Genomic DNA, 14,873 nt, shown 5'->3' on the forward strand with positions numbered 1-14,873 from the left:
AATTCCTTCCGAAAAAATAGAACCAACTTGTTAATGTGCGCCTACCGAACAGCGCGCGGAATGTCTTAAAACGGCACAGAAGTGAAATTGTTACCGCTGAAAATCGAAAAACTTTCCCATTCCAAGAAGAACCGTCAGCGCCTCCATGGCGGCGAAGCTCTCTTCCATCAGCGCCGGGTCTGAAAGATCTTCCGGCGCTATGCGATCACGGTAATGGGCGTTTACCCAATTTTCGAGCGCTGTAATTTTCGCGTCGTCGAGGATGAAGCGCCGGTCGGCTGCGGCGGCTTCCTCTTCGGACAGAACGACGCGCAGACGCAGGCAGGCAGGCCCGCCGCCATTGCGCATGGACTCGCGGACGTTCTTGTAAATGACGCGATTAATCGGATTGTTTCTGGAAACGGTTTCATCGACGAAGGCTTTGACGCGAGGATTTTCCTTCGATTCCTGCGGCAGCAGCAGCGCCATTTCACCGCCCGCTCCGTTACTGGCGGGCAGGGTCAAGAGTTGCGAGTTGAACAGATAGGATTTGATACAGTCTTCCAGCGAAATGGCGGCCGCCGGCGCTTCAATAATCTCGACGAAAGGCGCTTTTTCGCGAATGGCGGCGTATGCAGCATTACGGTCGGCGAAGCTTTGTTCATGCAGGAACAATACAGCCCCATTAGCGACGCCAACGACGTCATTGTGAAACGCACCGGCGTCGAGCGCCGTTGTCGACTGTTGAGCGAATATTGTATGCGCCGGATCGAGCAAATGGTTTCGGGCGACGGCTTCACTCGCGCGCAGTTTCTGACGCGCCGGAAATTTCTCGCCGTCCTGTCCGTAGACGAATAAATGCACGCCTTTATCGTCGTGATTTTTGCAAAGGCGGCCATGGTTTGCCGCGCCTTCATCGCCGAAATGCATGCCCCCCGGCAATGGCGGATGGTGGACGAAATATTTCTCGTCCTTGAAAATATGCTTGAGAACACGCGAGGTCGTATCGGCCTCGATGGAGCGGTGAAAATTCGCGGCGAGATTGGCGGCGGTGAAATGCACCTTGCCGTCGCCGGTGTCGGGCGACGGCGCGACCGTGCCTGCGTTCGCCGTCCACATGGTTGAGGCGGCGTAGCAATTGGCCAGTAATTGCGGCTCCGCCTTCGCCGCCTTTTCGATAATCTGCTTGTCCGTTCCGGAAAAACCGAGGGCGCGCAGCGTTTTGAGATGCGGCCGGTCCTGCGGCGGCAAAAAACCCTGCTTCAGTCCCATTTCCATGGCCGCGCGCATTTTCGCCAGGCCCTGCAGCGCCGCCTCTTTCGGATTCGACGCAGCGCCTGCATTCGTTGCCGAAGCGATGTTGCCGAACGACAAACCGGCGTAATTATGCGTCGGACCGATGAGACCGTCAAAATTGTATTCGCTATAGTTCACAATAAGGCTCGCCAATTATTCATGTTAATCCGGCTTATGGCGCAACGGCCTGTTTGGCAATGCCGCGCTTGAATTTCAGAAAAGGGGCGCATCAAATGATCCATCGGATTTCCGCAACGCTTTCCGGCGCAATGTTAATTCTGCTGAATGCTGCTTGCGCTGCGCAGGTCGAAACGCAAAGCACTCTTCCGCCGAGTTTTCTCGCGGTGATTGTCACTGACGCCGACGCCAGCGCCCAATGGTATGCGGATGTTTTCAACATGCGCGAAATCCGCGACAGAGGCGCGAATGGTTTTGAACAGCTGGTATTAACAAGCGATCATTTGAACCTCGAGATTATTGAAATGACGCCAACAGCGCCAGCGGCGCCGAACCGTGCGCTTGGGCTTTTCAAATACGGCGTGACGGTCGCCGATTTCGATACCTTTGTCGCAGGGCTGCGCGAGCGCAATGTAACGTTTTTCGGCGACGGGCGCGTCATTCTGGACAAGGCGCTTGGACTGCATTCGACGATCCTGCTCGATCCCGATGGCAACCGGATTCAGATTTTTGGCGTCAGCGATCTGGATACGAAGTATGTTTTCGACTGATGTGGCTGTTTACTTTATTCCAACCTGGTCGTCCGCTATCGGAAGAAGCGTCTCGCCTTCCATTGACGCAACCGGATAGGCGCAATAGTCCGCCGCGTAATAGGCCGAGGGTCTGTGGTTGCCGCTCTCGCCGATCCCGCCAAAAGGCGCGGCGCCCGATGCGCCGGTGGTCTGCCGGTTCCAGTTGACGATGCCGGCGCGGGACAGCGCCAGAAAACGGTCCCATTTGCCGCGATCATCGGAAAGAAGCCCCGCCGAAAGGCCAAACTTCGTCGCATTGGCGCGGGCGACGGCTTCATCGAAATCGGCGACGCGCCAGACCTTTAACAGCGGCCCGAAATGTTCCTCGTCCGGCACGGCGTCCGCGCGGGTCACATCGACAATGCCGGGCGTGACGAACGCCGCGCCTTCGTCGCGCACGGAGAGATTGCGGATCGCCTCGCCGTCGCGGTCGAGAAGCTGATCGAAGGCGCGCTCAAGCCCTTCGGCGACTTGCGGCGTAATCACCGGCCCCATGAACGGTTGCGGCTCGTCGAACGGCGCGCCGATGACAAGCCGGTCCGTCAGTTTCGCCAGCGCTTCAATGGCTTTGTCGCCAGAGGCGCCCTCCGGCACGATCAGCCGCCGCGCGCAAGTGCATCGCTGGCCTGTCGTTAAAAACGCCGACTGAACAACCGCCAGCGCAGCGGCGTCCACATCTTTCGTATCCCACCAGATCAGCGGATTGTTGCCGCCGAGTTCGAGCGCGAGAATGACATCCAGCCGGTCAGCAAATTGCTTGTGAATGGCCAGCCCGGTCTTTGCGCCGCCGGTGAACAATACGCCGTTCACATCCGCGCCCGTCAGCGCGGCGCCGGTTTCGCGCGCGCCCTGCACCATGTTGACAACGCCGTCAGGGACCCCCGCCTCAACCATCCGTTCAATGATGAAGGCGCCCGGCCCCGGCGTCATTTCCGATGGTTTGAAGACGGCGGTGTTGCCGGCGATCAGTGCGGGAACAATATGTCCGTTCGGCAGATGCGCCGGAAAGTTGTAAGGCCCCAGCACCGCCATTACGCCATGCGGCCTGTGACGCAAGACAGCGTTCGTGGCCCCGGCGCTGCTGGAGCGCTCGCCCGTTCGCTCATGAAAGGCCTTGATGGAGATATCGACTTTTCCGGCGACTGCGGCCGCTTCGGTCTTGGTCTCCCAAAAGGGCTTGCCGGTTTCGCGAGAGATCAACTGCGCCAGATCGTCGGCGTCGCGCTTGATGAGGTCGCGATAACGCTCCATGATTTCAATGCGCGTTCCAACCGGCGTCAGCGCCCATGTCTCAAACGCTCCGCGCGCCGCCGAAACTGCATCGGAAACATCGGATTTCGTAGCGGACTTGCCGGTCCAGATCTCTTCGCCGGTAGAAGGGTCGCGGCTTGAAAATTCCTCGCCCCGCCCTTCGCGCCATTCGCCATTGATCAGAATTTTATTGGTCATCATGTCACCATTTCACAGCGCGTACGTCATCGCCGGGTTTAACGCCAAGCGCGGCTGCAGTATCTGTTGATATCGTTACGGCGTCGCCATCGATTTTCGCCGGCGCCCGCGCTGTGCGGAACGTTGTTAAATAACCTGCCGCCAGCAGATGCACGGGCGCGTCGCCGGGATCGCCTATCTTTGCGTCGCAAAGCTTGCTGTTCTTGATCGTCGCAATGTCGTCGATATGAGCGTCGACAAGGGGCCCTGCGTCAAATACATCGATATAACCACGGAACGCAAATCCCTCTCGCAGAAGCATATTAAACGCCGGCAGCGCGTCATCATGGGGTTTGCCCAGTATATCGCGCGCCGCCTTCGGCAGCATCGCCACGTAAATCGGATGGCGCGGCAACAGGTCTGAAATGAACTGATTGCCCAGCGCGGAATTCGTCAGATCCGCATCCTCGAATTCCATATCGAAAAACAGTTTTCCAAGCGATTCCCAGAATGGCTGTTCGCCGTTTTTATCGCGCCATCCGCGCAGCTCGGCGCAGACCGGGTCAGCAATCAGCCGGCGGTGCTGCGCAATGAACAGATAGCGTGATTTCGCCAGATATTTTCCGTAACCGCCGCCGCGGGCCTCCGGGGAGAGAAAAAGCGAGCCCACTTCACCGCATCCGGTAAAGTCATGGCTCGGCATCAAGAGGCGCCGCTCAATGCGTTTTTTCAATTGCGATGATACGTGTACGGTCTTGTTAATCCGGTAATTGACAAACCCGTGCTCAAGCCCGATCGCCGAAAACACAGCGGCGGTGCCGAGAACCTTTCCCGCCTCCTCCAGCACCATCATATAGACTTCGCCGGAGGGCGCGTCTGCATTGGCCTCAAAACTTTGCACCGCGAATTCAATTCGCGCCTTCAATGCATCCGGATCGCCTGGCAGATTGGTCATGCCGCCGCCGGATTGCTTGGCGAGCGACAGGACGGCCTCAAAGTCCTCACGCCGCACGGGGCGCATCACGGCCACGCTCATGACGCCGCCTCCGTGGCTGCTTGCGACGTTGCTGCGCCGGGATTGGCGATATCGCCCCCGGCGATCTTCAATAATAGCAATGCGGAAAGCTTTGCGCGTTCCACCAGACTATCGAGCTTTGCATATTCCTGCGCAGAATGAATGTTCGCCCCCCTGACGCCCAGCGTGTCGATAACGGGAATGCCTGCGGCGGCGATATTATTGCCGTCGCAACAACCGCCGGTGGGTTTCCAGTCGATCGCAAGGCCAAGATCCTCGCCGGCCGCGCGCAAGGCGAGAAAGAATTTTTCCAACGGCGGCGTCATCGGTTTCGGCGGACGGGTGAACCCCCCGTTCAACTCGGCGCTGTAACCCTCCCGGGCGTTAATGTCATTGATGAGCGCATCCGCTTTTTTCGTCAGCCATTCGGAGTCTTCCGGCTGCTCAACACGCACGTTGAAACGCACCACTGCAAGATCAGGCACGACATTATTGGGCCCGCCGCCGTCAATGCGCGCCACATTCACGGTCAATCCGTCGCGCCCGCCGGAAAGCTTGTCGATTCCTGACACAAAATCCGCCGCCGCCGCCAGCGCGTTTCGGCCCAGATGATGCTCGCGGCCTGCATGCGCGCTTTTTCCCCTGATGACCGCCGCGAAATTGCCGCTGCCTTTTCTGGCGCCGGCGAGCGTGCCGTCAGCCAGCGCCGGCTCGTAAACGCAAGCGAACTGCGCGCGCGCGGCGGCTTGCGTCAGCATGTGGGCGGATCCGTGCGAGCCGATTTCCTCATCGGCGTTGATCAATACTTCATAACCGATCCGATCGGCCAGCGGCGACGCTTCTATGGCTTGCAGGGCGTACAGCATAACGAGCAGGCCGCCCTTCATGTCGGCGGCGCCAGGCGCATTCAGCGTATCGTCGTCAAGAAAGCGTTCTCCCTGAAACGGATGATCGGCGGGGAAAACGGTGTCCATATGGCCCGACAAGAGTACGCGCACAGGCGCTTGCGGGCGTTTGACGAGGCGCAGCATATCGCCGACCGGTTGCTCGATTTTTTCACCAGCCGGCGTCACAATTTCATGGTTGCGCGAAGCAACCGTTTCCACCGCCGCCTCCAGCGCGCCAAAAGCTTCGCCGAGCGCGGCGTGCATGGCCGCAAGGCCGTCCAGATTGCCGCTGCCGGAGTTGATGGCGCACCACGCCCGCAACGTTTCGGTCATGGCCGCGCGTTTGTCGTCCAGAAACGATAGATCGGTCTGGTAGTCGTGATTTTCTGTCATTGGGCAAAGCACTAGCGAAGCCTGCGAATCCCCGCAAGAGAGGCGGAAAAAGCTAGGCAGATTGGCTATCGCAACGCATTTCTTCCCGGGGCAAAGCCCCCTATAGTCGTAAAAAGATGGCGAAATTGATCAAGACGGGCGTTATTACCGCTGCATGTTGAAATTTATGGAAATGCTGCTCTCCACCTGGGCTGAGGGCGCCCGGAGGGCCGGCGCGCCGTTCGCCGTTTCGATTGTCTTTCTGGCGATTCTGGCCGGCGCATACGCGGCGACGCATCTGAAGGTTAACACCGACACCAGCGCCATGCTTGACCCGGCGCTGCCGTTCCAGCAGCGCGCGGGCGAATTGCGGGACGCATTCCCGCAGATGAAAGAAGACGTAATTGTCGTCATACGCGCCCCAAGCCTTGACGAGGCCGACGCCTATGCGACTGCGTTGCGCGGCGCCCTTCATGAAAGCGACGACTTTACGTCCGTCTTCGCCCCCGCGCAGGAACCGTTTTTTCGCGAGAACGGCCTTCTTTATCTCAGCGAAAGCGATCTGGAGTCGCGGCTTACGCAAATGTCGAAAGCTTCCGGCCTCATTGAAACCCTCATCAAGAGCCCGACCGTCGGCACGCTTTTCACGACCATGGCGGAAAATGACGCGCTCGCTGCGCAATCCGACCTCGGACAGGACACGCTGCAAAGCCTCTACGCCGAACTAACAGAAGTCACAGACGCGACGCTGAACGGCGAGCGCCGCCCTTTTTCCTGGATGGGCGCTATCGATGCGGAAATGTCCGAAAAGGACGCGCATACGCGGCTGCTTTATGCAACGCCGGTGCTCGATTATGCGCGGCTGCAACCGGCGAAAGGCGCGGTGAACGCCCTGCGCACGCAAACCGAACGAATGAATGCGCAGTTCGGCGGACGCGTTGAAACGTATATCACAGGCGATCCGGCCCTGAGGCTTGAAGAGCTTGAAGCTGTCACCACAGGCATCGGATATTCTTTCCTGCTGTCATTCATCCTGGTTACCGTCCTCTTGCTGTTTTGCTACCGGTCGGTTGCGATGGCGGGACTGACGCTGGTCGGGCTTATTATCACGCTGACGCTGACATCGGCTTTCGCCGCCGCCTTCATGGGAGAACTCAATCTCGTATCGGTCGCGTTTACCGTTCTGCTCGTCGGGCTGGGCCTCGATTTCGCGATCCACCTGTTTTTGCATGTTCAGGAACGGCGCGCCGCCGGGCAGGACAATGCAACAGCGCTGAAAGGCGCGCTTCACGAGGTCGGCCCGGCGCTGGCGCTGGCGGGACCGACGACCGCGCTCGCGTTTTTGTCTTTCGTTCCGACCAAGTTTGACGGCATCGCCCAGCTTGGCGTCATCGCCGCGGTTGGCGTGCTTGTCGCGCTTTTTGTCACCATCACCTTCGGACCGGCCTCGCTTGCATTCTTCAAGGGCCGGCCGCGCCAAACCTCCAGCGGACAGATACGAAAACTTTTCGACGGCATATCCAAGATCTCCGGTCCTGTCGCCCTGGCGACAATCGTCCTCGGCGTTCTGGCGCTGGCGCTGATGCCCCAAGTGCGTTTTGACGCGGACCAGATGTCATTGCGAAACCCCGACGCGCCGTCGGTACAGGGTTTCAATCTTCTCTTTGAAGACCCGCAAACGCTGCCCTATCGCCTTAGCCGGCTTGTGGAGTCGCGCGAAGAAGCCGTGGAGACGGCCAAACGGGCGAGCGCGCTGGACACAGTGGCGGCGGTTCGTTCACTGCCGGACTTTGTGCCGGACGCACAGGACGAGAAACTTGAACTGATCGATTTCGGCGCCGGCACGCTTGCTTTTTCGCTCGAGGCGCAACCGAATTCGACGGAAGGACCCTCAGCGGCGGCTGGCATCGAGGCTTTGCATGCGCGCCTAGATGAAGCTTATTCCGAAGGCCCGGGCGCGGAGCTTGCCGCATTGCTCAGCGACATTGATGTGAATGATGAGGCGCGGCTCGCTTTGCTTCAGGAAAACATTTTCGCCTACTGGCCACAGCTCGTTTCGTTGCTGCGCGCGCAGATGAATGCCGATTATATCGAACTCGATTCCCTGCCCGACGCGTTGCGCGCGCGCTATTTGAGCGAAGACGGCAAATGGCGCGTCGATATTATGCCGAAAGCTGATGTCCGCGATTTCCGGGCGCTCGACGCCTTTGTCGATGACGTGGAAGCGGAAATTTCCGGCCTCGCCGGCGGCGCCTACCAGGCCCGCAAAGCCGGCGAGACAATTTCCAACGCGATGCTGCAGGCGACCGCGATTGCCTTTGGCGTTATTGCAATATTCCTGTTGATTCTCGTCCGGCGCCCGCGAACCGTCTTGCTGATGCTGTTTCCGCTGGCGCTCGCGGCGGTGCTGACGGCGGCGACCGGCGTGCTCCTGAATATCCCGTTCAATTACGCTAATGTGATCGTCCTGCCGCTGCTTATCGGCATAGGCGTGGACAGCGGCATTCATCTGGTGATGCGCCAGCGCCAGATAGAGGCGGGCGAAGGCATATACGGCACATCGACGCCGCGGGCCGTGCTATTCGCAGCGCTGACGACGGTGGCGTCATTCGGCAGCCTCATGCTCTCTCCGCATCGCGGGACGGCGTCCATGGGCGAACTCCTTTCCATCGCGATCCTGTTCACCCTGATCTGCACGCTCATCGTGTTGCCGGCTGCATTTCATTACGGGGACAAAAAGCGCTCGATCGGCGATTAGATCGCCAGCAAAATATATATAGTTTACAGGTCGTTAGAACCTGTTCGCCGTTTAGACAAAGCGTAGTTACTGTCCCGTTTCATGAGCGGAAATTAACCGTAGCGCCGCCGTTCCGGCCGGATCATGCTGGAATTCCGCCTCAATCATCCCATATTGGTCGTCACTGGAATTGGCCGGGACGCAACCCGCGCCGGATAAAAGAGGGTTACAGGTCCAATGTTCATGTCACGCGTTCGAATTCTCGCCGCGCTCGTCGCCGCTTCCGCTGTCAGTCCTGTAATCGCACAGGAACCCGAGCCGGTTGCGGAGCAGGAAGTTGATAATGTCGAGGGCGCGACCCAGTTCGCCAAGTCGCTAATCGATGAAGCCTCCGCCACGCTCGCCGACGATAGTCTGTCTGAAGAAGCGCGGCTGCAGACCTTCCGCGCCTTCCTGGGCGACAAAATGGATCTCGATTTCATCTCCCGCATCGTCCTGGCGAAACGTTTTCGAGAGGATATGAGCGACGCCCAGAATGAACGCTATGACGCTGCATTTCCCGCCTACATGACCCGTATCTATTCCGATCAGTTCCACAAAATTTTCGGCAAGCCGTATACGGTTGTCGATTCCAAACCCGCATCGCGCGGCGATGTTTTTGTCTCGACTGATTTTGATATTGGCGACCGCAAGAAGCTGAATGTGGTCTGGCGGATCCGAAATCAGGATGGCGAAAACAAAATCGTGGATATCATCGTCGCCGGCGGCTCGATTATCACGCTGAAGCGCGAGGAATTTTCCTCTTTCGTCGCGGCCAACGGCGTTGACGCATTGATTGACCGGCTGGAAAGCGAAGCCGCGTGAACACATATTGAAAGGGCGTTCAGGCGCGCAAGTTTAGACCGCATGTCAATTCTTCCGCTCAAAGACGAAATCGGCTGCGCCTTTCAGCGGATCGGCGGCGGCGCCGAAGGGGTCGAGATGCGCCTTGCAGCGGTCAACCAGTTCCGCGGCTTTTGTCTTTGCGCCGTCCATGCCGAGAAGCTTGATAAAAGTCGCCTTGTCCATCTCTGCATCCCGGCCCGCCGGTTTGCCCAGCGTTTCCGCATCCGCTGTCGCGTCCAGAATGTCGTCGACAATCTGGAACGCCAGCCCCAGATCTTCCGCATAGGCCGCCAGCGCAGCCACCTCGTCTGCTGACGCTTCAGCGATCAGACCGCCGCCAACCGCGCCAAAGCGGATCAGCGCGCCGGTCTTCAGCCGTTGAAGCTCTTCGATACCTGCAAGGTCGAACTGTTTTTGCTCTGCGTAAATATCGATCATCTGACCGCCCACCATGCCGGCTTTGCCGGAGGCCTGCGCCAGTTCCAGCGCCACGGCGCAGCGCACATTGCCGTCCGGATGGGTTTCCGGACCGGCGAGAATTTCAAAGGCCTGCGTTAACAAGGCGTCGCCGGCGAGGATCGCCGTGGCGTCGTCATATTTTTTATGCACCGAGGGCCGTCCGCGGCGCAGGTCCGAATCGTCCATGGCCGGCAGATCGTCATGGATCAGCGAGTAGCAATGGATCATCTCAACCGCGCAACCGACGCGGATCGAGCGTTCGCGCGGGCAGTCAAACATGTCCGCCGCCGCGATCGCAAGGAACGGGCGCAAGCGCTTGCCGCCGTCAAGCGCGCCCCAGCGCATGGCGCCCGCCACGCGCCCGAGCGGCCCCTCGCGCTGCGGTAAAAATCCCTCGAGCGCGTCTTCGATGAGCGCGGCTGTTTCCTTGATCGTTTCATTGAACGCGGACATGATTTCCATCTTTTAAGTTGTTATGCCCGGGCTTGGTCCCAGGCATCCAGTCATGAGGAGACGTATTCTGGGTCGCCGGCATATAGCCGGCGATAGCGATTGTGAACCCGGTAAAGCGTTTTTGAATCAGCGCTTCGCGACGAAACCTGTTCCGTCGCATTCGCCGCACATCCTTGCGATGAAACCACGCTTGCCGCGACCGCCGCAGTCATCGCAGAGCGCTTTCTTCGCGCCAGCGCCGAGAAAGCTGGCCAGAATATCGACAGGCCTGTCATCAACCGGGGCCGGCGCAACGTTAGCGGCGAAATTTCGCGCCGCCTCCATTTTCGCAGCGGGAAACGCCGCCGCCATGGAAGCCTCTTCCCCGGACAGACCGTGCAGCGTTATCATCAGGTCGCGACGCCATTGCTCCATGATCAGCTTGAACTGCCCGGCGTCAAAATCACCAGTTACGGCAAGTCCCGCCATCAAGAACAGATCCGCGCCTTCAAGAGAAACCATCGAAATATGGAGGTTGCGATTGAGCGCCTCGATCAGTTGGACGTCCACAGGAAAGCCCACAAACCGCGCGAGAAACCCCAATTCGGCGACGCTGCCGGATTGCGGCGCGGTCTGCATCAGCGCCACAACAAAATTGACGCCATTGTCCTCGATACCGAAAACTTTGAGCGCACCCTCTTCCCCGAGCGTTTCGAGCGCGCCAAACTGGCTTTCAAGCGCCGAAACCACTTTCGCCAGCGGCCAGGCCGTCTCCGCTGATGGCGCACCGCGGCCTGTAAACAATTGAAACATTATCGTGAACCCCTGCCCATTTCCCCAGGCGGCGAAGCTACACGAGGGGCGGCGCGCCGCCAAGGCCGTTACCATTCAGTCACACTTGCGCGCGCAGGGCTTGTATTTCGGGGCAAAGGGCACGAGGTTCTTTTGCACTGCAATGCAACACGATATATAGATCAGCGGAAAATTCCGCAGCGTGGTTGTTCCAGCAAGAGCCCCGTGAAATAAGGCGGGTTGGGTTGATTCTTTAGGTATTGGCGGAGGGGGCGTTTTCATGTCCGATCGGGCGCAAGCGTCATCAAACGAAGAAATAAAAGTCGTTCTCGCTCAACCGCGCGGATTTTGCGCCGGCGTTGAAAGGGCGATCGATATTGTCGAGCGCGCACTGGAGAAATACGGGGCGCCAGTATATGTGCGCCACGAAATCGTTCACAACAAATATGTCGTTGATACGCTGCGCGAGCGCGGCGCCATTTTCGTAGAGGAAATTGACGAAATTCCCACCGGCGCCGTGACGGTTTTTTCAGCGCACGGGGTCGCCAGGAAAGTCGAGAACGGCGCTTTGGTCCGGGAGCTTGACGTCATCGACGCCACCTGCCCGCTTGTCACCAAGGTCCACAAAGAGGGTCGCCGTTACGCGGAAAAAGGCTTTGACATCGTCCTGATCGGCCATATCGGCCATCCGGAAGTCGAAGGCACGCTTGGACAAATTCCGGGTACGGTGCATGTGATTTCCGAACCGGAGGATGTTGCGGATCTGAGCGTGACAGACGACGAACGCGTTGCGTTTGTGACCCAGACAACTCTTTCGGTGAATGATACGAAAGACGTCATCGCGGCGCTGAAAAACCGGTTCCCGAAGATCGTCGGCCCTGACACGCGCGACATCTGTTACGCCACGCAAAACCGGCAGACGGCGGTCATCGCCATGGCGAAACAGGTGGATCTTCTGCTGGTTGTTGGCGCGCACAACAGTTCAAACTCTAACCGGCTGCGGGAAATCGGCGAGAATTTCGGCATTCCGAGTTTTCTCATCGAAGACGCATCCATGTTCGACCCGGCCTGGCTGAAAGACGTCAAGACAGTCGGACTGACCGCAGGCGCATCTGCGCCGGAAACGCTGGTGCAGGAAACCATCGCCAGGTTGCGAAACTACCGCACCGTCAATGTGGAAACGCTGGACGGCGTCCAGGAAAATATCCACTTCAAATTGCCGCGTGAACTTGCGGATGTCGAACGTCCGAAAGACGCCATGGAAGCGTGGGCCGTCAGCAACGCTTGAATGTCAGAAGACTGAAAACAAATAAAATCGTCCGGAGAATATCCAATGTCAGTATCGCTTCATCAGCAAATCCGCGTCGGCGCCTATGTGGCCAAGCAAACGCTTATGGGCCGCGATAAATATCCGCTGGTGCTGTTTCTGGAGCCGCTGTTCCGCTGCAATCTCGCATGCCCCGGTTGCGGCAAGATCGACTATCCGGCGCCGATCCTCAACAAACGCCTCTCCGTCAAGGAATGCCTCGACGCTGTAGACGAGTGCGGCGCGCCTGTCGTCGCCGTCCCCGGCGGCGAGCCCCTGATCCACAAGGAAATCGGCGAAATCGTCGAGGGGATCGTCAAGCGCAAAAAATTCGTCTCGCTTTGCACCAACGCGCTGCTGCTGGAGAAAAAGCTCGATCTCTTCAAGCCCTCGCCGTTCCTGTTTTTCTCTGTCCATCTCGATGGTCTTGAAGAAGAGCACGACCACGCAGTCGATCAGAAAGGCACCTTCAAGATCGCCATCAAGGCGATCAAGGCGGCGCAGGACAAGGGCTTTAACGTCAATGTCAACGCCACGATCTTCGATAACATGACGGCGAAACAGGTTGCTGATTATCTCGATTTCGCGACTGACCTCGGCGTCGGCATTTCGATCTCGCCGGGCTACGCCTATGAGCGCGCCGAAGACAAGGACCATTTCCTGTCGCGCGAGAAAACCAAAAATCTGTTCCGCGATATTTTCCGGATCGGCAAAGAGCGCGGAAGGAAGTGGAACCTGTCGCATTCGTCGCTGTTCCTCAACTTCCTCGCCGGCAATGAAGAATATCTGTGCACGCCCTGGGGCTCGCCCACGCGCAACGTCTTCGGCTGGCAAAAGCCCTGTTACCTCCTCGGCGAAGGCTACGTTTCAAGCTTCAAGGAACTGATGGAAACGACCGAGTGGGACAAATACGGCACCGGGAAATACGAAAAATGCTCTAACTGCATGGCGCATTGCGGCTATGAGCCGACGGCCGCCATGGACGCTGTGAAAAACCCGCTGAAAATGTTCAAGATCCCGAACATGTTCAAGATCAAAACCGAAGGGCCAATGGCGCCGGAGATCAATCTGTCAAACGCCCGTCCCGCGGAAGACTATCACGAAGAGATTGTCGAAAGCGAAATGTCAAAGATCGAGGCTGAGAAAAAGCGGGCCAAAGAGAAGGCCGAGGTCGCGGCGTAGCGTTTTCGTCGCGGCGGCCGAGTCAGCGCCAAGCTTCATCAATTCCGGAAACTGTCTGGGGTCGCGCAATGCGGCTCCTAATGTTTTAAGAACGCGGGTCGAGCCGTCCGGCGCCACAGCATCAAGCGCGGCTTTCGGCAGCGCGCGGTCCGCCGGGTCGGCGATGGCGCGGATGGCGGCGAAAGGAACGCCGGCCCTGGCCGCCGCCCGCGCCGCGCCGTGGCTTTCCATATCGACGGCGACGGCCCCATGATTATGAAACAGCGCTGATTTTTTTTGCACGCTGTCGACAATTTCGTCGGCGCCGAAGAGGGCGCCAACAATAATGCTTCGTCCTTCATCTTTCCTCCCCCGCTCGCGGGGGAGGTGTCCGCGAAGCGGACGGTGGGGGCGAGGCGGATGGCTTGTTAGGCCCCCTCCGTCGCCCCGAATAAAATTCGGCGCGACACCTCCCCCATAAATGGGGGAGGAAAAGAGGGCGCCTAGCAAGTCCCGGTCGCTCGCATAAACCGATCCGTCATCGGCGATCACCGTCTCGCCGATGACGAGATCGCCGGGCTTCAGCGCAGGATCGAGCCCGCCGGAAACGCCGATGGAAAGGACCGCGCTCGCGCCCTCGTCGCAAAACCGCTTTGCAATCTCTTCAGCACGCTGTGCATTCGCGCCGGAGACGCCGATGCGAACCTTCGACTGATCAACGCTGGCGGACACAACCGCCGCTTCGGATTTCAGGCCGCAAATGACGCCGATAAACCCTATCACGGCTTATCTTTCTGATGAAACGAAGATGTGGTCGGGCTCTTTAAGTATGGGCTGTTCTGAACATCAACGCCCTTTTCGCGAGCAATATCCAACAACTGGTAAAATCCCCGACGCGTGTTCGAAATTGAAAAACTTCCATCAACGGTCGAAATCCTCGGGCCGTTGGAGCCCATGCTTATAGACTCTACCTCGTTCCAGTAGACGCTTATGTTTCTCCAAAAGGCCTTATATTCTACTTTTTGATCATTAAATCGGATTTTAGCGCAGTAAACGATCAAAAAGTTTTGTAAAAACCAATATCCCATAATCAACATCAAGAGAAAAATCAGAATCGCACCGATATTAAGTTCGTCTAAAAAGAAAGGTGAAAGTACGCCCAAAAAAAGCCAAACTAACGAAAATCCAATTTGTATAACGCCGATCACATGGTCAAAGATAGAACGCTCGGTAGTTACCCAGCCATCATGCCCTATAGGCAAAGGTTTTTTTGCCTGATGCAACGACCAAAATAACGGGCCAAGTATCACTACCACCAACGCGAACATAATTGCGAAGCCAGTCCAACTTGAAAAATCTTGATCCGACATTTTCG

At 58.0% G+C, this 14,873-nt stretch carries 13 protein-coding genes; 5 read left to right on the top strand and 8 right to left on the bottom strand.

The genetic code is table 11. The features are described from left to right. Positions 1-90: 90 nt before the first annotated feature. Complete coding sequence (gene astB, locus ACQK2Q_RS06455) at positions 91-1,413, bottom strand: N-succinylarginine dihydrolase (protein WP_425408922.1); 1,323 nt, start codon at positions 1,411-1,413, stop codon at positions 91-93. A gap of 95 nt (positions 1,414-1,508) precedes the next feature. On the opposite strand from astB, the gene ACQK2Q_RS06460 reads away from it, so the two are divergent. Next, on the top strand, positions 1,509-2,003 hold the full coding sequence (locus ACQK2Q_RS06460) for a VOC family protein (RefSeq protein WP_425408923.1): 495 nt from the start codon (positions 1,509-1,511) through the stop codon (positions 2,001-2,003). A gap of 9 nt (positions 2,004-2,012) precedes the next feature. Here the strand turns inward: ACQK2Q_RS06460 and astD are convergent, their stop codons facing one another. From astD to ACQK2Q_RS06475, 3 genes are read right to left on the bottom strand one after another with little or no spacing between them, the layout of a single operon-like run. Continuing rightward, positions 2,013-3,473, bottom strand: coding sequence for a succinylglutamate-semialdehyde dehydrogenase (astD, locus tag ACQK2Q_RS06465; protein WP_425411129.1), 1,461 nt, complete (start codon positions 3,471-3,473; stop codon positions 2,013-2,015). A 4-nt stretch (positions 3,474-3,477) separates the two neighbouring features. Then, the gene (locus ACQK2Q_RS06470) at positions 3,478-4,488 is read right to left on the bottom strand and encodes an arginine N-succinyltransferase (RefSeq protein ID WP_425408924.1); all 1,011 of its coding nucleotides are present in this window, start codon (positions 4,486-4,488) and stop codon (positions 3,478-3,480) included. After that, positions 4,485-5,747, bottom strand: coding sequence for a hydrolase (locus ACQK2Q_RS06475; protein WP_425408925.1), 1,263 nt, complete (start codon positions 5,745-5,747; stop codon positions 4,485-4,487). Before ACQK2Q_RS06475 ends, ACQK2Q_RS06470 begins: the two co-directional genes overlap by 4 nt. Before the next feature lie 154 nt (positions 5,748-5,901). Here ACQK2Q_RS06475 and ACQK2Q_RS06480 point away from each other — a divergent pair, with 154 nt between their 5' ends. Both ACQK2Q_RS06480 and ACQK2Q_RS06485 read left to right on the top strand, forming a co-directional pair. Next, positions 5,902-8,484: an MMPL family transporter gene (locus ACQK2Q_RS06480; protein ID WP_425408926.1), complete on the top strand. Its 2,583-nt coding sequence runs from the start codon at positions 5,902-5,904 to the stop codon at positions 8,482-8,484. A 222-nt stretch (positions 8,485-8,706) separates the two neighbouring features. Continuing rightward, entirely contained in the window at positions 8,707-9,327 is a 621-nt protein-coding gene (locus ACQK2Q_RS06485) for an MlaC/ttg2D family ABC transporter substrate-binding protein (protein WP_425408927.1), read from the top strand. A 45-nt stretch (positions 9,328-9,372) separates the two neighbouring features. Here the strand turns inward: ACQK2Q_RS06485 and ACQK2Q_RS06490 are convergent, their stop codons facing one another. Both ACQK2Q_RS06490 and ACQK2Q_RS06495 read right to left on the bottom strand, forming a co-directional pair. Then, positions 9,373-10,260: a polyprenyl synthetase family protein gene (locus ACQK2Q_RS06490; protein ID WP_425408928.1), complete on the bottom strand. Its 888-nt coding sequence runs from the start codon at positions 10,258-10,260 to the stop codon at positions 9,373-9,375. Between the two features lie 126 nt (positions 10,261-10,386). Then, on the bottom strand, positions 10,387-11,052 hold the full coding sequence (locus ACQK2Q_RS06495; protein ID WP_425408929.1) for a hypothetical protein: 666 nt from the start codon (positions 11,050-11,052) through the stop codon (positions 10,387-10,389). Between the two features lie 259 nt (positions 11,053-11,311). Here ACQK2Q_RS06495 and ispH point away from each other — a divergent pair, with 259 nt between their 5' ends. Together ispH and hpnH are read left to right on the top strand one after the other, a co-directional pair. Beyond that, on the top strand, positions 11,312-12,319 hold the full coding sequence (gene ispH / locus ACQK2Q_RS06500) for a 4-hydroxy-3-methylbut-2-enyl diphosphate reductase (protein ID WP_425408930.1): 1,008 nt from the start codon (positions 11,312-11,314) through the stop codon (positions 12,317-12,319). Between the two features lie 45 nt (positions 12,320-12,364). Beyond that, positions 12,365-13,519: an adenosyl-hopene transferase HpnH gene (gene hpnH / locus ACQK2Q_RS06505; protein WP_425408931.1), complete on the top strand. Its 1,155-nt coding sequence runs from the start codon at positions 12,365-12,367 to the stop codon at positions 13,517-13,519. Here the strand turns inward: hpnH and ACQK2Q_RS06510 are convergent. Further along, complete coding sequence (locus tag ACQK2Q_RS06510) at positions 13,463-14,281, bottom strand: hypothetical protein (protein ID WP_425408932.1); 819 nt, start codon at positions 14,279-14,281, stop codon at positions 13,463-13,465. The two genes, hpnH and ACQK2Q_RS06510, sit on opposite strands and share 57 nt — an antisense overlap. Beyond that, the gene (locus tag ACQK2Q_RS06515; protein ID WP_425408933.1) at positions 14,278-14,868 is read right to left on the bottom strand and encodes a hypothetical protein; all 591 of its coding nucleotides are present in this window, start codon (positions 14,866-14,868) and stop codon (positions 14,278-14,280) included. The genes ACQK2Q_RS06510 and ACQK2Q_RS06515 overlap by 4 nt, the downstream gene beginning before the upstream one ends. Between the last annotated feature and the right edge of the window lie 5 nt (positions 14,869-14,873).

The sequence above is a fragment of the Hyphococcus sp. genome, assembly GCF_965228385.1.
In the GTDB taxonomy this organism is placed as follows: domain Bacteria; phylum Pseudomonadota; class Alphaproteobacteria; order Caulobacterales; family Parvularculaceae; genus Hyphococcus.

Coding starts and splice junctions, on each gene's coding strand:
- ACQK2Q_RS06460 (WP_425408923.1), top strand. CDS start 1,509: ATGATCCATCGGATTTCCGCAACGCTTTCCGGCGCAATGTTAATTCTG.
- astD (WP_425411129.1), bottom strand. CDS start 3,473: ATGACCAATAAAATTCTGATCAATGGCGAATGGCGCGAAGGGCGGGGC.
- ACQK2Q_RS06470 (WP_425408924.1), bottom strand. CDS start 4,488: ATGAGCGTGGCCGTGATGCGCCCCGTGCGGCGTGAGGACTTTGAGGCC.
- ACQK2Q_RS06475 (WP_425408925.1), bottom strand. CDS start 5,747: ATGACAGAAAATCACGACTACCAGACCGATCTATCGTTTCTGGACGAC.
- ACQK2Q_RS06480 (WP_425408926.1), top strand. CDS start 5,902: ATGTTGAAATTTATGGAAATGCTGCTCTCCACCTGGGCTGAGGGCGCC.
- ACQK2Q_RS06485 (WP_425408927.1), top strand. CDS start 8,707: ATGTCACGCGTTCGAATTCTCGCCGCGCTCGTCGCCGCTTCCGCTGTC.
- ACQK2Q_RS06490 (WP_425408928.1), bottom strand. CDS start 10,260: ATGTCCGCGTTCAATGAAACGATCAAGGAAACAGCCGCGCTCATCGAA.
- ACQK2Q_RS06495 (WP_425408929.1), bottom strand. CDS start 11,052: ATGTTTCAATTGTTTACAGGCCGCGGTGCGCCATCAGCGGAGACGGCC.
- ispH (WP_425408930.1), top strand. CDS start 11,312: ATGTCCGATCGGGCGCAAGCGTCATCAAACGAAGAAATAAAAGTCGTT.
- hpnH (WP_425408931.1), top strand. CDS start 12,365: ATGTCAGTATCGCTTCATCAGCAAATCCGCGTCGGCGCCTATGTGGCC.
- ACQK2Q_RS06515 (WP_425408933.1), bottom strand. CDS start 14,868: ATGTCGGATCAAGATTTTTCAAGTTGGACTGGCTTCGCAATTATGTTC.